This is a genomic window from Bacillus weihaiensis, from assembly GCF_001889165.1.
In the GTDB taxonomy this organism is placed as follows: Bacteria; Bacillota; Bacilli; order Bacillales; family Bacillaceae; genus Metabacillus; species Metabacillus weihaiensis.
In genome coordinates this window covers 521,014-539,247 of sequence record NZ_CP016020.1, presented here as the reverse complement: position 1 = coordinate 539,247, position 18,234 = coordinate 521,014, and the positions used below count along the sequence as shown (strand labels likewise).

At 35.4% G+C, this 18,234-nt stretch carries 21 protein-coding genes and 1 riboswitch; of the genes, 11 read left to right on the top strand and 10 right to left on the bottom strand.

Translation table 11 applies throughout. The features are described 5' to 3' along the window. Positions 1-50: 50 nt before the first annotated feature. Positions 51-136, bottom strand: a riboswitch (cyclic di-GMP riboswitch). 193 nt (positions 137-329) lie between these two features. The 3 genes from A9C19_RS02520 (at position 330) to A9C19_RS02510 (ending at position 2,368) form a co-directional block, all read left to right on the top strand. Further along, entirely contained in the window at positions 330-713 is a 384-nt protein-coding gene (locus A9C19_RS02520; protein WP_072578500.1) for a PilZ domain-containing protein, read from the top strand. An 85-nt stretch (positions 714-798) separates the two neighbouring features. Then, on the top strand, positions 799-1,893 hold the full coding sequence (locus A9C19_RS02515) for a GGDEF domain-containing protein (RefSeq protein ID WP_072578499.1): 1,095 nt from the start codon (positions 799-801) through the stop codon (positions 1,891-1,893). A gap of 133 nt (positions 1,894-2,026) precedes the next feature. Continuing rightward, a complete protein-coding gene (locus A9C19_RS02510) occupies positions 2,027-2,368 on the top strand; it encodes a hypothetical protein (protein ID WP_072578498.1) in 342 nt (113 codons plus the stop codon). A gap of 278 nt (positions 2,369-2,646) precedes the next feature. On the opposite strand, the gene A9C19_RS02505 is transcribed toward A9C19_RS02510, so the two are convergent. Beyond that, positions 2,647-3,159 carry a CBO0543 family protein gene (locus tag A9C19_RS02505; RefSeq protein ID WP_072578497.1) on the bottom strand — a complete coding sequence of 171 codons (513 nt, stop codon included), beginning with the start codon at positions 3,157-3,159 and terminating at the stop codon, positions 2,647-2,649. A 332-nt stretch (positions 3,160-3,491) separates the two neighbouring features. Continuing rightward, positions 3,492-3,986, bottom strand: a complete 495-nt coding sequence (locus tag A9C19_RS02500; RefSeq protein ID WP_072578496.1) for a lactoylglutathione lyase family protein — start codon at positions 3,984-3,986, stop codon at positions 3,492-3,494. A gap of 123 nt (positions 3,987-4,109) precedes the next feature. Between A9C19_RS02500 and A9C19_RS02495 the strand changes: the two genes are divergently transcribed. Both A9C19_RS02495 and A9C19_RS02490 read left to right on the top strand, forming a co-directional pair. Then, positions 4,110-4,451 carry a winged helix-turn-helix transcriptional regulator gene (locus tag A9C19_RS02495; protein WP_072578495.1) on the top strand — a complete coding sequence of 114 codons (342 nt, stop codon included), beginning with the start codon at positions 4,110-4,112 and terminating at the stop codon, positions 4,449-4,451. A 426-nt stretch (positions 4,452-4,877) separates the two neighbouring features. Continuing rightward, positions 4,878-5,411 carry a DUF6944 family repetitive protein gene (locus A9C19_RS02490; RefSeq protein WP_072578494.1) on the top strand — a complete coding sequence of 178 codons (534 nt, stop codon included), beginning with the start codon at positions 4,878-4,880 and terminating at the stop codon, positions 5,409-5,411. Positions 5,412-5,588: 177 nt separating this feature from the next. On the opposite strand, the gene A9C19_RS02485 is transcribed toward A9C19_RS02490, so the two are convergent. Beyond that, positions 5,589-5,807 carry a hypothetical protein gene (locus A9C19_RS02485; RefSeq protein WP_072578493.1) on the bottom strand — a complete coding sequence of 73 codons (219 nt, stop codon included), beginning with the start codon at positions 5,805-5,807 and terminating at the stop codon, positions 5,589-5,591. Positions 5,808-6,342: 535 nt separating this feature from the next. Here A9C19_RS02485 and A9C19_RS02480 point away from each other — a divergent pair. Further along, positions 6,343-6,576 carry an aspartyl-phosphate phosphatase Spo0E family protein gene (locus A9C19_RS02480; protein ID WP_072578492.1) on the top strand — a complete coding sequence of 78 codons (234 nt, stop codon included), beginning with the start codon at positions 6,343-6,345 and terminating at the stop codon, positions 6,574-6,576. Between the two features lie 448 nt (positions 6,577-7,024). Here the strand turns inward: A9C19_RS02480 and A9C19_RS02475 are convergent, their stop codons facing one another. The 3 genes from A9C19_RS02475 to A9C19_RS02465 all read right to left on the bottom strand — a co-directional run bounded on the left by A9C19_RS02475 (position 7,025) and on the right by A9C19_RS02465 (position 9,641). Then, positions 7,025-7,873 (bottom strand): Cof-type HAD-IIB family hydrolase, encoded by an 849-nt coding sequence (locus A9C19_RS02475; RefSeq protein ID WP_072578491.1) that lies wholly within the window; start codon positions 7,871-7,873, stop codon positions 7,025-7,027. A gap of 12 nt (positions 7,874-7,885) precedes the next feature. After that, positions 7,886-8,917 carry a threonine aldolase family protein gene (locus tag A9C19_RS02470; protein ID WP_072578490.1) on the bottom strand — a complete coding sequence of 344 codons (1,032 nt, stop codon included), beginning with the start codon at positions 8,915-8,917 and terminating at the stop codon, positions 7,886-7,888. Positions 8,918-9,263: 346 nt separating this feature from the next. Beyond that, positions 9,264-9,641, bottom strand: a complete 378-nt coding sequence (locus A9C19_RS02465) for a VOC family protein (RefSeq protein WP_072578489.1) — start codon at positions 9,639-9,641, stop codon at positions 9,264-9,266. A 297-nt stretch (positions 9,642-9,938) separates the two neighbouring features. Between A9C19_RS02465 and A9C19_RS02460 the strand changes: the two genes are divergently transcribed. Both A9C19_RS02460 and spoIIP read left to right on the top strand, forming a co-directional pair. Beyond that, complete coding sequence (locus A9C19_RS02460; RefSeq protein ID WP_233499230.1) at positions 9,939-10,478, top strand: RNA polymerase sigma factor; 540 nt, start codon at positions 9,939-9,941, stop codon at positions 10,476-10,478. After that, positions 10,468-11,391 carry a stage II sporulation protein P gene (spoIIP, locus tag A9C19_RS02455; RefSeq protein WP_072578488.1) on the top strand — a complete coding sequence of 308 codons (924 nt, stop codon included), beginning with the start codon at positions 10,468-10,470 and terminating at the stop codon, positions 11,389-11,391. The genes A9C19_RS02460 and spoIIP overlap by 11 nt, the downstream gene beginning before the upstream one ends. Positions 11,392-11,429: 38 nt before the next feature. On the opposite strand, the gene A9C19_RS02450 is transcribed toward spoIIP, so the two are convergent. Further along, a complete protein-coding gene (locus A9C19_RS02450) occupies positions 11,430-11,975 on the bottom strand; it encodes a GNAT family N-acetyltransferase (RefSeq protein ID WP_072578487.1) in 546 nt (181 codons plus the stop codon). A 58-nt stretch (positions 11,976-12,033) separates the two neighbouring features. Then, positions 12,034-12,948 (bottom strand): DMT family transporter, encoded by a 915-nt coding sequence (locus tag A9C19_RS02445; protein ID WP_072578486.1) that lies wholly within the window; start codon positions 12,946-12,948, stop codon positions 12,034-12,036. 207 nt (positions 12,949-13,155) lie between these two features. Here A9C19_RS02445 and A9C19_RS02440 point away from each other — a divergent pair, with 207 nt between their 5' ends. Together A9C19_RS02440 and A9C19_RS02435 are read left to right on the top strand one after the other, a co-directional pair. Next, entirely contained in the window at positions 13,156-13,641 is a 486-nt protein-coding gene (locus tag A9C19_RS02440) for an Lrp/AsnC family transcriptional regulator (protein ID WP_072578485.1), read from the top strand. A gap of 308 nt (positions 13,642-13,949) precedes the next feature. Beyond that, positions 13,950-14,387 carry a cell wall hydrolase gene (locus A9C19_RS02435; RefSeq protein WP_072578484.1) on the top strand — a complete coding sequence of 146 codons (438 nt, stop codon included), beginning with the start codon at positions 13,950-13,952 and terminating at the stop codon, positions 14,385-14,387. Between the two features lie 797 nt (positions 14,388-15,184). Here the strand turns inward: A9C19_RS02435 and A9C19_RS02425 are convergent. Both A9C19_RS02425 and A9C19_RS02420 read right to left on the bottom strand, forming a co-directional pair. Further along, on the bottom strand, positions 15,185-15,823 hold the full coding sequence (locus tag A9C19_RS02425; RefSeq protein WP_072578482.1) for a bifunctional 4-hydroxy-2-oxoglutarate aldolase/2-dehydro-3-deoxy-phosphogluconate aldolase: 639 nt from the start codon (positions 15,821-15,823) through the stop codon (positions 15,185-15,187). A 12-nt stretch (positions 15,824-15,835) separates the two neighbouring features. Further along, complete coding sequence (locus A9C19_RS02420; RefSeq protein WP_072578481.1) at positions 15,836-16,786, bottom strand: sugar kinase; 951 nt, start codon at positions 16,784-16,786, stop codon at positions 15,836-15,838. Between the two features lie 411 nt (positions 16,787-17,197). On the opposite strand from A9C19_RS02420, the gene A9C19_RS02415 reads away from it, so the two are divergent. Next, positions 17,198-18,220 carry a LacI family DNA-binding transcriptional regulator gene (locus A9C19_RS02415; RefSeq protein ID WP_072578480.1) on the top strand — a complete coding sequence of 341 codons (1,023 nt, stop codon included), beginning with the start codon at positions 17,198-17,200 and terminating at the stop codon, positions 18,218-18,220. The last annotated feature ends 14 nt before the right edge of the window (positions 18,221-18,234 follow it).

The following is an 18,234-nucleotide window of genomic DNA, read 5'->3' as shown; positions in this document are numbered from 1 at the left end:
AAAAACGGAAAAAGACTAATCTAACCGATTAGTCTTCTCTAACATTAACTACCGGTAACTGGCAGGCATATTCAAATTGAACTTAGCCCCTATAGTTTTGCGTCAACACTTTTCAGTGAATTTGCCCTTTTCTCTATGCGCTTATAATTATATATTACCATAACGAGGTAAATAATAGACCTTTTTTCCTACTAATTTATTGTATCTAATACCCACGTTAATAACAAATAAAACCAAGTTACAAATTTCGACTTATTTCGAATGGCAGAATCATGTAGACATGATTATAATAAACCTATAGGCCTCTACATATGAAAGGCGGGTAAAGAATGAGATATAAAAGACAAGAAGCATTTCGCTATGTTTTTGGAGATCCAATCCCGGTTCTTTTTAAACTAACAGAAGTAAATGGGTCACAGGTTGAGAGTGGTAACGGACAAGCTCACATACTTGATCTAAGCTTAAAAGGCATGCGCATTCAATCAAAATTAGACTTATTACATTCAAAGCAGGACAAGATAGCCGTATCGCTTCATTTTTCACTACATGTGAAGGAAGATGTAGAACAAGAATTTGTTCTAAATGGACATCTTGTTTGGAAGGAAAAGCATTTTGATGGATTTCTATATGGATTAACACTAGATATTGAAAAAGAGGAACAACAAGTATTAATTGATACATTAAAAGAAATGTCAAAAACAACTAAAAAATAGAATAATCACCAGCCAGTCGAATGGAGAATATGTCGAATCCTGTATGTTTCTTATGTTATGATGAGAATGAATGGATGTGAGCTAAATGACAACAAAGACGCAACAACTACTCATGATCATACTTATCATAGTATTAAATGTAGTAGTATGTTTTACCCTACTGAAATCTCTTCTCGCTATCATTCCATTGCTAACGTCAATGATGTTGTGGATTTATTTTCAGAGGCTAACGAAATTTAAAGCAGAATTAAATAAGAGTAGTGAGCAAAATAAGAAAATAAAAGAAGAGCTTCACCTCTTAAAACAAACAATTACAGATCAAGAAAAAGCTATTCAGCTCTATGATCTTAAGATTTTTCCTTTAAAAGATAAGAAACGTTTACATGAACTTGAAGAGATGATTCACCCTAGTGATAAAACTCATTTTCAGAATATGTTGAACCCTCCATATTCAAAGAATCCTTTCTCATTCGATTGCCGTCTAGCACATGAAAATGAAAATCAACAACGCTGGGCCGAAATTCGCCTTATTTCATCTGGACAATCTTCCTCTTATTGCTTAGTCATTGATATCACCGATCGAAAAGAAAAAGAACAAAAATATAAACAGATGGCCTATTATGATGAATTAACTGACTTACCAAATCGAACAATGCTTAACAGTCATCTTCGTAAAGCACTATCACGTGCAAAGCGTAAAAATCATAGCATTTCGATCATGTTTATTGATCTTGATGGATTTAAACAAGTAAATGATACACACGGGCATGAGGCAGGAGACCTTTTATTAAAGGAAGTGGCTATAAGATTAAACGATAGTGTTCGCGAAGAAGATTTAATATCAAGAATTGGCGGAGATGAATTTATACTCGTATTTGAAGAAACAAGTAAGGAAGAGGTTGCTAGCATTTCTAATCGAATATTAGATAAAATGAAGGAACCCTTTACCTTATTAGATCATCATGTGAAAATCTCACCGAGTATTGGAATTTCTAAATTCCCTGATAATGCAAATTCCATAAATGAGCTCATTATTAACGCAGACAAAGCCATGTATTATGCAAAAAAACAAGGGAAAAATAATTATCAATTTTTCACAAGTGACCTACAAGAGCAGGATACAAATAAGTCATTTCTTAATAAGCTTCTTGAAATGTTTCAAAAGAATGAACGATCATAATAGAGTAAAGCAGAAGGTCAACAAGACTTCTGCTTCTTTTTTTCTGTACATGAATTAAAAAGTGAACGTTTATTGTTTTACTAGATGGGAAGAATAAAAGGAATGAGTCTATTATTGAAGGGAGATCAATAGAATGATAAAGAAAATAAGCCTAGTTAGTAGTCTTATATGTTTTCTTATTATTATCCTATCTAGTAATGCAACAAGCTATTTCGGAAATACGACTAATAAAGCCAGTAGTGCAACAGTTAACAGTGATCGTGACGAACAAGACTACATAAAAATTGATACATACACAGTAGAGTCTATTTCAACTCATACAGTTATGGGAGTAAACAAATCCAATGCCTCTCTCTCATTTCAACCTGATAAACTAGACAAACCGTATCTAGAAGAAGTGAACGTTGGTGATACAATTAAGGTGTACTTTAGCGAAGGTGCTGGTGGGTTAATGATTGCAAAAATAGAAAAGTGATTTGGTGTAGGTAGACGTAGCTTACTGCCAATATTTTCTTAAAAGCTAATCTATATAGTCGCTCTTATATTATGGTCATACCACATAGAAATTCAGGTATGACCATGTTTTTGTACAGATTATTTTTTAGTAACTATCCCAAGTCTCAAATAATCTCCTTTTTCTCACTGAACTTGGAAAGCATTCATATTCTTTTTTGCTTATCAGAATAGTACGTAAGAATAGGAATGATGACTAGTAACTACGTAGAAGGAAAAGACCTCTCTATAAACAGATGATTACATTTCTTTCAAATTCACTGTGTTGTTCTGACTCTTATTTTGCGCTCCTTCAAGACTTAGTTTCCTCAAAAAGCTTATAAAAACTCTAACCACTAATAATGTGGTTGTTAATGTCAAATACGTGATGAGCCAATTCCAATGATGTTTATATTTAATTAAATCCGTATATTTTTCGAATAGCACTTCAAGAATCGTCATCGGCATGCTATACAAAAAGGACTGAAAAACAATTATATGAGGTCTAGAATTGAGAGAGGTCTGATTAAAAAATATACACAAAATTGGAAAAAGCAAGTAATCAAATACAACACTTATACTAAAGTACTTTGGCATTAGACGAATAGGATAGCTAATATTTTTATTTTTCACAAGAACAGTCGCGATGAAGCTTGAGAGATAGCCCTTTAGAAAAAAAATCAAAAGATTCTCTTTAAGATTTTCACGTTTGAAAGCAAAAGGGAAAAGAAGGAGACCTATGAAAAGTAACGTTTTCAAGATCTTTTTTTCCATAGATAATCACCCTTACGTTTTTTGTTATTTTTCACCTCATACTCCTCAATTATTCAAGTCCTCAGAAGGGAAAACTACTCACACCGAAAAACTGTGGGTTTAACATCACTAAGATGAATTCTCATTCCAAGAATGAACGACGTATGTATGATTACCATTTGATTAAATAGCAAAAAAGGCTGGGACAAAATAAAGAGCCAGGCACCCTCCGATACAATCTATTGTGTGCACTAGATAAATCAGTGCGTACATATAGTCGTTACGATAAGGTGCCAGGCACTTCTGTCCCTTTTTATGAAATGTGGTTTTTTATAAAAAGCCTATAAAAAAAATTAATAAGCTCCTTGAGAGTATGTTAATTCATAGCTATGTGTGTAGATTTCAAAAACATTTCCAAATGGATCTTCTACATACACCATTTTATAAGGCTTTTCTCCAGGGTAATATTCACGAATCGGCATACGTTGTTTCCCTCCATATGCCTTAATCTTCTCTACAAGCTCTTCAATGTTTGGGTCCTGTATACAAAAGTGAAAAATACCTGTTTTCCAAAATTCTAAATTATCCTTTGGTTGTTCATTATTGGCAAATTCAAACAGCTCAATCCCTATCTTGTCTCCTGTTGCAAGATGGGCAATCCTAAATTTATCCCAATTGTTCCCAAAAACATCTCGGCACATTTCGCCAATCGGTGTATCATCATTATAAACTTCCGATGGTTCCATAATGACATACCAACCAAGTACCTCTTTATAAAATGTTAGTGCTTGATCAAGATCTGGTACAGATAATCCAATATGTGAAAAGGTTCTAGGAAATGGTCGCATTCTTTATTCCTCCTGTTTTATATGTTTTGACATCTGTTAGTATAAATCAGTATGATTCTAGATGTAAGAATGCACTTTTTTGTAAGAAACTATCCATAATGTAAGTAAAGGAGTGATCTTAGAATGGATAATAACGTAACAGTAGATGATAAGGGGAAACTAAAATGCTCCATCGAATATACTTTACAAAAAATTGGTGGTAAGTGGAAAACCGTTATTCTTTGGCACTTAAGTGTTGAAGGTACTTATCGCTATAACGAGCTACGTCGCTTGCTTCCTGGTGTGACACATAAAGTGTTAAGCCAACAGTTAAAGGAATTAGAGGCTGACGGGCTTATCAATCGAAAACAATATAATGAAATGCCTCCAAAAGTGGAGTATTCTATTTCTGAACGTGGCATCACCTTAATGCCCCTGTTACAGGAAATGCATAAATGGGGAACAGAGAATGGAGAGATGAATTGATGGGATATCGTACAAAAATGGCAAATATCTGCTTTTTATTGCCATCATTTTTCCCTACAGCCCATTCTCATCGCTGCATAACAAGGCCACATTCTTAAACTTGCTACTATTCAATATAATTTTATGAAATTCACATGGAATACCTGGTATGTAAGAAAGAAGAGGGATATTTACAAATAGAGAAAAACCTTTTACATAGGTTGAAAATCCGGCACTTGACATTTTCTCCAACAACAAACAATGCGAGAACAGCCTGAATCAAAGTAAGAATAGTCTCCACTCCCTTCCTTGTCGATCTATTATTTCCTCCCTGTTTTCAACGTGATTTTGTATAGTTGGACCAAACTTTTTCATCATCTTCCAGTATGTAATCAAACATATTCGTTCCCCTATGAATAGCATGGTAAGAAGGAGGTGGTGAATGTCATGAATAATCAAGAGGCGAAGGCAAATCTCGGATCGCAAATACAAGCAATCGGAACAATATTATCTGCAATCGCGGCATCGCCATCACGGTATTTAAATGAAAAAGAACTGGATACCATAGATTTATGGGGAAATGTTCTCCAAGCTTCTGGGAACGCACTTGTGGCAGATAGTGAGGAAGCCTTTACTCTCGATAAACTTGGAAATATCATTCAATCAGCTGGGAACTCTACCATTATTGTTGGTTCTCTATTGGATGTTGAAGAAAAAACACAGGAAACCTTGTCAATACAGGGAAATTCACTTCAGGCCCTTGGGGGTGCCGCCTCTTTTGCTGATGCTCTTGGACAGAAGCCTTCCCTTGAAAATCTTTATGGAGTATATGGAAATTTACTGCAGACTATCGGAAACTCTTTACAGGCACTTTCCGTTAGAATAACAAATAAAGAAAAGTCTACAGATATCAACTTTACTGGTAGCTGGATCCAAGCTGTTGGATCTGTTCTATCGGCTATTGGTCAGAGTAAATCTTAAAAGCAAGTTAAATTGTACGCATTCACGAGTTCGTTTTTTAAAAGAGAGAATAATAAATGAAATGGAAATCTGTCATTAAAACCAAGAAGGATAAGGGAGTATTTTTCTCCCTAAATAAAAACTGGGTGTCTAAAATACTTAGTTACTTTAATAAGAAGAATGATTGAGAAGGTTTACCTAATTCACGTTTTCCCTCACTAATTTCCTTCGATGTTGTTCACGACTCACCTCAGCATATAACTTTGCCAGCTGCGACCTTCTGCTAACTAAAATTGAATCCCTCGGAGTTTCTTCTAATCGTAAATCCACTTTGGCTAAATCTACTTGAATTCGTCTTTTTAACTCAACCAAACTAACAAGATTCATATCCTTTATCTCTATGGAAGAATAACTCATTAGAACCAGCCCCTTCAATCATTTACAATAATTTAACATTAATTTTACAATATATTCATATTACAAAATATGCAACGAAAATTTATATTATTTGACTTAATTTTATACTTGCTTTTTTTTAGAAACACAGACCTACAGAATGTAGATACCATTTACATTTGCCCTATTTTCATATACTCATGATTGGTGATCAAATGTCCGGTCTGATCGAATTCCACTCCAGTTGCTCACTTTCCGTAGCGCTGGCGGAGAGCCTCCTTTTTCTCGCATAAACGCAAACAGCGCTGTAAAAAGACTAATCGTATCTTTTCTTCTTAATCTAGCACCCTATTTAAAACGAAATACGCTGTTACTACTTAATTACTAGATAATGAGCAACAACCTTTCAGTAAAGAGACTTTATCAAAAAATATACTATTTTTTCTTTTTTTGTCGAATAACTTCCATTCACCAAGAATTTTTGGTTTAATAATTCTATTGCAGAAAACTTTCATTTATTAAAGAAAAATTCATAATAAGAAGAGAGGTGGTAAAATTGATTGAAGAACGTGTTTTTCAATTGATTGAAGAAAGTCCGATAAAAAAGAAAAATAAAAAGAAGCTTTTAAGAATTGGTAAGCAAATAGCCCAAAAGAGCTCCAAGATGATTCACACCGCATCCATAACAGGATTCACAAGTAAAGAAACCATTGAGCTAAGCTGCGAAGTGGACAAGCTTATTAATAAATTTCATCAAAAGCGGAGCATGTATAGTTACTTTAAAGACTAACATTCTATTGAGAAGGAGTTTCCCTTTACAAACAATCGATATAGTAACAAAGAGAAGTTCCTTCTATTTCCTTCATTCAGTCGTACTGGAATGTCTTGTGAGAAAAATCATTGTTAATAATCCCATCTCTTAAATCTCACTGATAGGTTCTTCATCACAGGCTAAACATTCTTATATCTCCTCCCTCATCTCCAATAGAGTTCCTCTTGTTTGATTAAATCAAACTTTTTAAGAGGATACACTCGATTTCTCTTAAAACTAAAAATGTAGAATTAATTTAGCAATACGTCTTTGTTGTCGATGACGAAGACTCTGAGAGGAATTCTCTTGCATTAGACTAGTAGATAGTAATGGTGTAGAGATTTGCAAGAAGGGCAACATCAAATTCCTTATACCTAGTTTCCTAATTAAGAAAAAATTCAGACCCTCGAACGAGCCTGAATCTTTATTATTTTACATACGATTTTAAATAGTGATAGACTCCATCTTCATCACAAGAAAAAGGTGTAACAGCCCTTGCAAGTTCTTTAATGTGAGCTGGGGCATTCTGCATGGCCACTGGATAACCGACTAGCTGAAGCATAGAGATATCATTATCACTATCACCTATTGCAAGAGTATCTTCTTTGGATAAACCAAATTTCTGTAGCATTTTCTTGATTCCAGAGGCTTTACTAACGTTTGCAACCATTAGCTCGACATTATGAGGAGACGAGATTGACGTTGTAAAATTGACTTCTTTTTTCATCCGATCTAGCTCTTCTTTCCAGCTATTTATATGCTCCTGTGACTTTGAGAAGAAGTAGAACTTTGAAAACTTGTCACCTTCAATTTCCTCTAACCAAGCAATTTCATCCTTTAACGCCTGTTTACGCGATGACCATTCATTCATTCCGACACTTTCTGGCTTAGGATCAAGAATTGCTTCTTCCACGTACGGTTGATCCTGCTTTAAGGTCAATCTGGATGCTCCGTATGGAAACAATTCGTAATACACCTTATGCTTTCTCGCCAATTCAATAATCTTCTCTACCAAATCGCGATCTAACGAATGCTCAAACACGACTTCATCACCGACATATCCAGCCATTCCGTTTGATGTAACAAAGCCATCTACAGCAAAGCCTTCTGGAACAATCTTCCCAATTTCATCGTATGATCTTCCAGTTGCTATAAATACATATAGTCCTTCAGCTCTTAGCTGATCGATTATTTCCTTCGTTTTATTAGAAACGAAATTTTGGTGATTTAAAATTGTTCCATCCATATCTAAAAAAATTGCTTTCGGTTGAAACATGAACCGCTCCTCCTATATAATCGATTTTCTTTTTATATCCTCAATAAAAGCCAAAACTTCCTCTTCCTTTGTAGCCCAAGAAGTGACAAGACGAATAGCTGTGTTATGATCATCTACCTTTTCCCATATATGAAAGCCATATTTTCTTTCTAGCTGTTCAATCAACTCATTTGACAGGATGGGGAAAATTTGATTGGTTGGTGAATCTGCTAAAAATGAATAGCCTGCCTCCTGCAACTCCCTTCTAAGTAAGTCCGCCATCTGATTAGCATGTGTAGCTAATTCCCAGTACAGTTGATTTTGAAAAAGCACCTGAAACTGAATGCCAAGTAATCTACCCTTCGCAAGTAAAGCACCCTTTTGTTTCATATGGTAGCGAAAATCCTCCTTCAACACATCGTCACAAAGGACAAGCGCTTCTCCTAAAAGTGCACCATTTTTTGTCCCTCCAATATAAAAAGCATCGACGAGACTCGCAATCTCTTTTAGCTCTAAATCGTTTTGTGAAGAGCAAAGCGCTGAACCAAGTCGGGCCCCATCCATGAATAAAAGGAGATGATGTTTTTTACAACAGTGATGGAGATCTGTTAATTCCTGCTTCTTGTATATTGTCCCAATTTCAGTTGAATTAGATATGTAAACGAGCCTTGGCTTTACCATATGTTCGTCTGGGTGATCCTGCAACACCTTCTCAACATCAGCTGGAGTGAGTTTCCCCGCTTTCGTCTCAACGGAAATAATTTTGTGACCTGTTGCTTCAATTGCTCCAGTCTCATGAGTGAAAATATGCCCTGTACTTGCTGCAATAGCTGCTTCATGAGGTCGTAAAAAAGCTGAAATCGATATCAGATTCGTTTGCGTTCCACCTGCAAGCAAATGGACATCAGCCTTATCACTACCAAGCTGTTTTTTGATCAATTCTATTGCTGATTTGGTAAACTGATCGCCACCGTAGCCATCTTCTTGGACCAGGTTTGTTTCCATTAATGCTTGTAAAATACTCGGATGTGCACCTTCACTATAATCATTTTTAAAACTATACATGCCACAAGCCCCCCATTAGAATACATCTTAATATGTTCTATCTTTAGTTTACCAGAGGGAAAAATACAGTGGGGAAAAAATGCCTAATTCATTTTATTTCGTAAAATCCATTTCTAAGGATTAACTTTTTTCCTAACATAGTATTTGTTTTTTCTCTTTATAGAGAAATGTATCTCTTTTCTTGCTTGCTTAGCTAAGTATTCCGTGTAGCATCCATGTGTTAAGAAAATGTCTTTCTACTTGTAACGGGTATCAACAACTATGTTTAACAGAAGTACTAACTAGACTATGAACACAATAAAAGAGAGATAAACACACTCACTTATTGAATGTGTTTATCTCCCTTTTATTTCTCCATAACAGCAAAATAGTTTCCTTCATAGTCAGCAAAGTTAAACACTTTTCCTGTCGGCATTGTCACAATCTCTCCTACCGTTATGTGACTTTGAGACAATTTATTGTGTAACGCTTCAAGGTTTTCGGTAAAAAACATTAGTGAAGGTGTACCTAAATGTAGGTCGGGACTCATTTTAGCCACAGTCTCTTTATCATGCAGGATTATACTTGTTTCCGACTCGTTTGTTGGGGCCATTTCAATCCAACTCATTCCTTGTTCGTTCTTGACCTCTGAGATTACCTGAAAGCCAATAACCTTTGTCCAAAACTCCTTTGACTGGTCTTGATCATTTACGTACAACATAACCTGTCCTAATCTGTTAATCATTTACACATCCTCCTTCGATAAAAATATTTTTATCTTTTGCCTTGTCTGTTGTTGGATGTTTACAATTTTCTCTCCCTCCTTACCTTTAATTTTTTCCTACAATAGCATATTCTACTAAATGACTATCAAACCTCTTTTTTCTTCTAGAACGAAAGAAACATTTTCTAAAGGTAATTAATTGTCATTTAGAGAATTATCTCTATATATTTACTGATGATGTAAAAAGATTTTAAAAACCTGTAACTTTTTTTCTTTTCAAGCGATTAATAGATGAACAAACAAATAGGGGGGATACGATTGACCAAGTCTTCGGCGATGGAAGTATGGATTGAAGACATCTATGAGCAGTATTATTTAGATGTTTATAGATTTCTTATTTGTTTTACAGGGCACAAGGACGATGCGGAGGATTTAACTCAAGAGGTTTTCATTCGAGTTCTAAAATGTTACTCCACGTTTAATAATGAATGTCATTTAAAAACCTGGATCTTGTCAATAGCTAAGCATATAGCGATTGATCAGCTAAGAAGAAGGAAATTTCTCTCGATCTTTAAAGATAGCTTTTTTAAACAATTACCTTCGTCCAAGAAGCTACCTGAAGAACAAGTACAGGAAAATGAAGAAAAAAAGCTGCTTTATACAGCAATTCTACACTTAAAACCAAGCTATAGAGCTGTGGTTATTTTACGTGGTATTAATGAATTAACCATTAAGGAAACTGCAGAAATACTTGGATGTAAAGAAGGAAAAGTGAAGATTGACTACTATAGAGCCATACAGCAGTTAAAGCGAAAACTACATATTCAAGGTGAGGAGGTATTTACTGGTGCGAATTGAAGATGAGCTATTTAACAATATTAAAAACTCCGATGAACTAACACCTAGTTATGAATTTGTCCAACAAACAAGGAGAAAGCTTAATAAAGAAGCAGAAAAATATTCAAGAAAGAAGCAAACAAAAAAATACAGCTTTTATTTGGTCGGCACGCTCTCATCACTCTTACTCTTTTCTTGGATTGCTTTTTTTGGTGGATTCCAGTATTTGACAAAAAGTGCGAAAGAAATGAATACCACACTCCAAACAAACCAAAGTAGTTTAATGAATTCTAACCAAAATACTCCTATTGAAATTTTTATTTACCATACTCACAATACAGAATCCTTTACACCCTTATTAAATATTCAAGATCCAGCCCAAGCTATACATGAGGAAAAGAATATTACATTAGTTGGTCTTCAACTAGTTAAAGCGTTAGAAAGAAGAAATATTCCTGCTTTACAGGATACAACAAACATCCAACAAATTCTTAAAGAAAAAGAATTAAGCTATTCCCACTCTTATACAATCTCAAGGAACATTATGGAAGAGGCGCTTCAACAACATAAAGAGATTAAGCTCATGATTGATCTTCATAGAAGCGCGCAAAAACGAAGTATGACAACGACTAAAGTAAACGGGAAAGATACAGCCAAGATTACTTTTGTTGTATCTAAACTTAGTAAAAATTATAAGGAAAATAGGAAAATAGCAGAGCTGCTCCATCAAAAGCTAGAAAAGCACTATCCTACAGTATCAACTGGCGTATGGATAAAAGAAGGAAATGAAACGGAAAATACGTACAATCAAGACGTATTTGAAAACACACTCCTTATAAATCTCGGTGGTGTTGAAAATACACTAGAAGAAGAATCACGTTCTGTTGAACTATTAGCAAATGTTATTAAAGAAGTAGTAGAAGAAAGTAAATAATTGAAAAAAGTCGCATGGAGTTAAAAGAACCATGCGACTTATTCATCTTTGAATTTCTTAGATGATAGTTGATACAAAACATGCTCACTAAGTGGATGGATTTTCTCCATTCGAGGATGATTAAACCTCTTAACAAAGCTCATGCCAAGCTTATTCATAACCCTCTTAGATGGCTCATTCCGTTCAGCTGTAAAACTATACACATCTTGAAACCCTAGTTCATCAAAGCCGAATTTTAAACACGCCCTCGCTCCCTCTGTTGCATAGCCTTTTCCCCACACCTCTTTCTTTAAGCGCCAGCCAATTTCTATACAAGGGGTAAAATCTGCTTCAAAGGTTGCACGGTGAAATCCTATAAACCCAATAAATGCTTGTGAGTCCTTTTCCTCAACAGCATATAAACCATATCCATATTCATCAAATTCCTTTTGGATCACCCGTTGAAATGCCTTTGTCTCTTGTTGAGATAACGTAGAAGGGAAATATCTCATTACCTCTTGATCTGCATTTAATTGACCAAAGGGTTCAAGGTCCTCTTTTTTCCAACCGCGGAGCCTTACCCTCTCTGTTTCTATATATACCATGATCCACCTCTCTCATCAATTTAGATTTTTCTTATCTATGATATGAGAAAAACCTTTATTATCCAGCATGTAAAGGAGGTGCCATTTTTCGTTTTGTAAGGACCCTCCCTTTAAAATAAGTAAATAGAAAGCACCCTGCTATGACAATCATACTCCCTATAATTTGAACCCATGTCATCTGTTCACCTAAAAGAATATACGCCATGATTGCGGTGAAGATAGGATTAAAATTTAGAAACACACCTGATGTAGTCGCCCCTAATTTTTGAACACAAATCGTCCAAAGTAGCATACAGAGTACGGTTGAAATTACGCCAGTGTAAAGGAGAGATCCTATAAAAGCAGGTGTAACATTCGTCACTGTAAAGTTTGATAGATTTAAAGGGAGGAGAATCATCAATCCAAAGATCGACGCATACAAAATGGCCATTAAGCCTGATGTCATAGTCATGGCCCATTTGCTACATATTGTATAGATTCCCCAAATACATACAGCTGCCACCATCCACATATCTCCAGTATTAAAGTCAAAGAATAGAATGTCTGTGAGCCTTCCTTTTGTAAGCACAAGGAACACACCAAAAAGTGAAAAGAACATTGCAACCATTTGTAGTGGATTCAGTTTCTCTTTTAAAAAGAAAAAAGAACAGACTGCAATGGTGATTGTATTTAAGGTTGAAATTAACCCTACATTTGTAGCTGTTGTTCGTTCTAAAGCATAAAACTGAAAGAGGTTAAATAAAACCACACCCGTACTGCCCATTAAAAAAAGAGGCAGAATCGCATTTCGTGGAGGTACTAGCTTTTTTTCTTTCCACCAAACAATTGGAACTAAACATACAGCAGCTATGAGCCATCTTAGCGTGGTTAAAGTTAGTGGTGAGGCATGCTCAACAAGCGTCTTACTCACGACAAAATTCCCTGCCCAGCATAAGCAGGTTAACAGTAATAAACCATAATATTTGTAGGTCAACTTTCTCTCCCCTTTGTTAAATACGATATCCGAACTATCATCGTCGATAAAAATAATTTTAACACTTTCACATAATTAACAATATAAACTTTCGCATTCTTGGAAAAATTCAAAATAAAATAAATAAAATCTCTATTTTAGTTTTAAAAATTTCGTTAAACTATAGATTAAAGAGAACGGACAGAAGAATTGTAAGGGAGTGAGTATGTGAACGCTCAAAGCAGCAAAATACTCGATGAGGTAGATCTTCAAATTTTGGATATTTTACAAAAAGGCAATCAAATTAGTAACTCTGACATAGCAAAAAGGGTGAATTTGTCTCCACCTGCTACACATGCACGCATCAAACGCCTTGAACAGGAGGGATATGTTCATAAGCATGTCGCTATTCTAAATCAAGACCTTCTTGGTTTTGACTTAATGTCCTTCATTTTTATTAGCACAACTATACACCAAACAGAAAAGCTCCAGGTATTAGAAAAAGAACTATCGGCTTTACCAGAAGTCTTGGAATGTCAATGCATTACCGGCGAGTATGATTATCTTCTTAAAGTCATCAACAAGGATCGGCGAGAATTAGAAGCATTTATTCGCAAACTCAATAAACTAGGAATCACGCGAATTCAAACAAGCTTAGCTTTAAGAGAAATTAAATATTCTACTGTCTTACCCATTCGAGAGGATCCCAATTAATGTGGACAATTTACCCTTGCTACCACATGAATGAATTTCATAAATTGAATACTTAGAGCCTTAGGGACTTTCACCAAAGACACTTTCCGGTTTGATAACGTACATTGTTAAGCTAAAAAATAGTCCTTGAGATAAGCGTTTACTCTTTCCACTCGGGATGTTCCAGGAGTCTCAGTGTGAAGATCTTCGATTTTCTTTTTCAAACCAAGGTATTCAAGAAAGAAAACCGTCAGATGAAAAGATAAATTTACAGAAAGCCTACATGTTTGTAGGTTTTTTTCATACATTTTTTAAGAGGTGATAAAAAGATGCCAAGAGTGAAATATACGGATAGTGACGTTTCGTTGATGGCCAGAATGATGAGAGCAGAAGCCGAGGGTGAAGGAAAGCTTGGAATGCTGATGGTTGGAAATGTTATCGTGAATCGCCTTAAGGCAAATTGTCTAGACTTTAAAGATTTAAGAACTGTATCGCAGGTCATTTACCAGGTCCAGGGAGGAAACTACTCATTTGAAGCCGTCCAAAAAGGAAATGTTTTCTACCAACGAGCAAGAGGCGTTGAAAAAAAATTAGCCAAACAAAACTTAGATTTCTGGAGAGAACACCCATCTAAATTTGCACTTTGGTACTTCAATCCTTATGCTGAGTGTCCACCTACTTGGTACAATCAGCCATTCACAGGACAATATAAACAGCATTGCTATTATGAACCAATTGCTAATACATGTGAGGGTGCCTATAGCTAATCGGAGAAATACTATGCCCCAAAAGGTAAAAGAAACCTAACTTTTGGGGTATTTTATTATTCAGAAGAGGTTAGCTACGCTCATATCACAAATCCTCCGCACGTGAAAGACTAAAATAAATCCTTAAATCCTCTTATGAGTACCCTTGGGATATAAAGTAACATATTCCAAGCTATTTCAAAAAAAATAGAATCCCGTAATTCAGTAAACATATTTTTTAAAACGTTACGTAGAGAACGCTTTTTCTCTTTTTTGATTTTCATTTTGTCTCCTACTTTTAGGGAATATTCCTCTGTAGTGGTAAGATTATCTACACTAACCTCGGTGCCAATTTGCACGACATTATTGATCATCAAGGAGACTTTATTTGTTTTTTATCTCTTCCAATAAAGAAATTATTTTGTTATTTTGCTCAATTAACGTCTTATTTTGATTTCTAATCTTAGTAAAGTCAAACAAAAACACTAAGAGGATGATAATGATAAAGAACATGTTAGATCTCCTCGGTCATTTTTTATAATATATAATAGTGATACTACTTAACTTCTCGAATCATTTCAACTATGAAATTTAGACGTACTCATTTTATCCGAATATATGTTAAAAGCTGTGTATAAAGTGCGTAAATTCCCTTTTTACTTTTTCTAGTTTAGTATCTATTTAGTTTTTTACAATGAAAAATTCATGTATTAATACCACCAGCCTACCTATCAAGACACACTTTCTTCCATGCACTTTAAAAAAGTAATGAGTTCAAAAAAAGCAACCCTTGTTGAATAGGTTGCTTTTGACATCTCTTATTTTCCTCTTGCTTCTTTAACAGCAGCAATAAATGTCGATGCTGTTGCTGTTATTTCATTCAAGTACTCAGGTGTTAACTCTTTTTTCGTATTTACTAGTGAACTGCCCACTCCAACACCTGCTGCCCCAGCTTTAATATATTCACCAACATTATCAACTGAGATTCCACCAGTTGTAATTAATGGAATCTGCGGAAGTGGACCATGAATGTCTTTTATATAGCTTGGACCGAATACATTCGCTGGAAATACTTTTATGAGATCCGCTCCGTTTTCAAAAGCAGTAAGAATTTCAGTTGGTGTTAACGCACCAGGTATACTAGCTACCCCATATCTTTTTGCCATTTCGATAGTTTTCGGATTTGTAGTAGGTGAGAAAATGAATTTAGCTCCGGCCATAATCGCCGTTCGTGCTGTTTCAGGGTCAAGTACTGTTCCTGCTCCAACTAATACATCATTCAGCTCCGATGATGCTTTTTCAATGGCGGCACAAGCACCTGGCGTTTCAACTGTGATTTCAAGTACCTTTACTCCTCCTGCTTTTAGCGCTTCCGCAATGGCGATAATATTGTCAGTCGTTGCGCCTCGAATAACAGCAGCTACACCCGTTTCTTTAATAATGTCAATATGATTCATTTTATCCTCCCCTTAACGAACAACATCTTCTCCATGTTTAGATAGTAATTGCTCTACTTCTTCCCTTTCTGGTAATCCATCGACATCCCCATTAACCATTGTGACAAGTGCTCCTACAGCATTCGCTCGCTCAACTGCTTCGCCCAATTCAAGCTCGTCTAGTAAGCCCGATAAAAAGCCCGCCGCAAAGCCATCTCCTGCACCTACTGGATCTACAACATTCTTTACTGGAAATCCAGGAATTAAAGCGCTCTCTTTTTTGGTAAAATAATAAGCACCTTCAGCTCCCACCTTCATGACAACAACTGATGCACCATGGTCTAAAAATAATTGTCCTAGTTTCTGAGGGTCACTTTCTCCAAACAAAAATTCACCTTCTGCAACACCTGGCAAGACGATGTCAGCTTCCTTAGCCAACTTCAATAGTGTTTCTCTAGCAGTCTCTTCATCCCAAAGCTTCGTTCTTAAGTTAGGATCAAAAACAATGGTCGTCCCATTTTGTTTTGCTATTCGTATTGCTTCAAAAATGGTCTCCCTACAGCTCTCACTTAAAGCTGGAGTAATTCCTGTGATATGAAGGTATTTCGTATTCATAAGATAGTCACCATTTAAATCACTTGGTGCTAGCTTACTAGCAGCAGACCCTTTTCGATAATAGTAAACTCTTGTACTATTTTGTCTTCTTGGTTCTTTGAAATAGATTCCTGTTGGTGCTTTATCATCAAAGGTTACTTGGCTAACATCTACATTTTCACCCTTTAAAAAAGCTAAAATAGCCTTTCCAAACTCGTCAGCTCCTAATTTACTCATCCATCCTGATTGATGCCCTAGCCTAGCCAGACCAACTGCAACATTGGATTCTGCTCCACCTATTTTTTTTGTGAATTGCGATGCATTCCTCATAAATCCATCGCTAGTTGGAGTAAAGACAACCATTGATTCTCCAATTGTTACAACATCCATAAGATCCCCTCACCTACAGTCTAATTTGGTATTCCTTGTGTTTCATAGCTTAAGTGAATTTGAATTTCTATCTCGTCTCGTTTTTAATAGATTGTAAAAAATATTCCTCCCTAAGATATTATTCTTGTTTTTTTATGATATGAATGGGAGGTGTACTCAAGTCATTACGTACATATATCATCAAAGCGGTTTCATTCTAATTATTAATAATTCAACAGAAAAATACATGTGTATTTTTTATTCCGAATATGGCTAATTCAATTTTTCTTCCCATTTCCCCCCCTTTTTTTGGAACGAAAGTAGATACACGGATTATCCTCTGATGAAAAAAAGGGAAATTTCTATTGACACTATAGGGTAGTAAGCGTTACCATTTACATTAACTAAACCGGTTTACTAAAGGGGTTTATGATGAAAAAATCTTCTATTGCCGATGTAGCAAACTTAGCCAAAGTATCGAAAAGTACAGTTTCTCAATATTTGAATAATCGTTTTAACTATATGAGTGACGAAACAAAACAGAGAATTGAACATGCGATTAAAGAGTTGAACTATCAACCCAATATTGTCGCCCGTTCGTTAAAGCAGAAAAAGAGCTCCACCATTGGAGTCGTATTATCAAGTATATTACATACGTTTTCAACTAAGGTCATTCGTTCGATTGAGGACTATTTTCAAGAACGCGGATTTCATATCATTCTATGTAATAGTGACGATGATCCTGAAAAGGAAAGAAATTACATTGTCATGTTAAGAGCCAAGCAAGTAGATGGCTTAATCGTTTTTCCCACTGGTCATAATAAAGATTTGTATCAATTCATGCTTAATGAAGCATTCCCAGTGATTTTCATTGACCGTACCGTTAGTGATATTCATGCTGATGCTATTTTATTAGATAATGAGAAGGCTGTTTTCGCTGCGATGAAACATTTTGTAGAGAATAATCATAAACGAATTGCTATTGTCGGAAATGCTCCTTCTCTAAATATTACGACCAGACAAGAAAGACTTCAAAGTTATCAAAATGCAATCAAACAATTTAACCTACCATTTGATAAAGAGTTAATTGTAGAAGCTGAATTAGGTCTTTTAAGTAAAAAAGTTGGAAAGCTTTTTACACTACAATCTCCTCCGACCGCATTATTAGCTATTAACGAATTATCGTTTTTAGAAGTCTTACATTATATAAAAGTAGTTAAGCTTGATGTCCCAAACGATCTATCATTAATTTCAATTGATGATATTGCCAATGCCGATATCTTCACTCCATCTATCACAACTGTCTCTCAGCCTGTCTATGAAATGGGCGAGAAAGCCGCAGAGCTTCTTTATCACAGAATCATGAATAAAGAGAAACATATAGAATCACAAACATTCCGCTTTAGTCCTCGTTTGATTATTCGAGAATCTAGTGCGAAAAATAGAAAATCCTAGGATTCCCGTAAATT

Bases quoted from the DNA above. Each gene is read 5' to 3' on its own strand.
- A9C19_RS02520 (WP_072578500.1), top strand. From the start codon at position 330: ATGAGATATAAAAGACAAGAAGCATTTCGCTATGTTTTTGGAGATCCA.
- A9C19_RS02515 (WP_072578499.1), top strand. From the start codon at position 799: ATGACAACAAAGACGCAACAACTACTCATGATCATACTTATCATAGTA.
- A9C19_RS02510 (WP_072578498.1), top strand. From the start codon at position 2,027: ATGATAAAGAAAATAAGCCTAGTTAGTAGTCTTATATGTTTTCTTATT.
- A9C19_RS02505 (WP_072578497.1), bottom strand. From the start codon at position 3,159: ATGGAAAAAAAGATCTTGAAAACGTTACTTTTCATAGGTCTCCTTCTT.
- A9C19_RS02500 (WP_072578496.1), bottom strand. From the start codon at position 3,986: ATGCGACCATTTCCTAGAACCTTTTCACATATTGGATTATCTGTACCA.
- A9C19_RS02495 (WP_072578495.1), top strand. From the start codon at position 4,110: ATGGATAATAACGTAACAGTAGATGATAAGGGGAAACTAAAATGCTCC.
- A9C19_RS02490 (WP_072578494.1), top strand. From the start codon at position 4,878: ATGAATAATCAAGAGGCGAAGGCAAATCTCGGATCGCAAATACAAGCA.
- A9C19_RS02485 (WP_072578493.1), bottom strand. From the start codon at position 5,807: ATGAGTTATTCTTCCATAGAGATAAAGGATATGAATCTTGTTAGTTTG.
- A9C19_RS02475 (WP_072578491.1), bottom strand. From the start codon at position 7,873: ATGTTTCAACCGAAAGCAATTTTTTTAGATATGGATGGAACAATTTTA.
- A9C19_RS02470 (WP_072578490.1), bottom strand. From the start codon at position 8,917: ATGTATAGTTTTAAAAATGATTATAGTGAAGGTGCACATCCGAGTATT.
- A9C19_RS02465 (WP_072578489.1), bottom strand. From the start codon at position 9,641: ATGATTAACAGATTAGGACAGGTTATGTTGTACGTAAATGATCAAGAC.
- A9C19_RS02450 (WP_072578487.1), bottom strand. From the start codon at position 11,975: ATGGTATATATAGAAACAGAGAGGGTAAGGCTCCGCGGTTGGAAAAAA.
- A9C19_RS02435 (WP_072578484.1), top strand. From the start codon at position 13,950: ATGCCAAGAGTGAAATATACGGATAGTGACGTTTCGTTGATGGCCAGA.
- A9C19_RS02425 (WP_072578482.1), bottom strand. From the start codon at position 15,823: ATGAATCATATTGACATTATTAAAGAAACGGGTGTAGCTGCTGTTATT.
- A9C19_RS02420 (WP_072578481.1), bottom strand. From the start codon at position 16,786: ATGGATGTTGTAACAATTGGAGAATCAATGGTTGTCTTTACTCCAACT.
- A9C19_RS02415 (WP_072578480.1), top strand. From the start codon at position 17,198: ATGAAAAAATCTTCTATTGCCGATGTAGCAAACTTAGCCAAAGTATCG.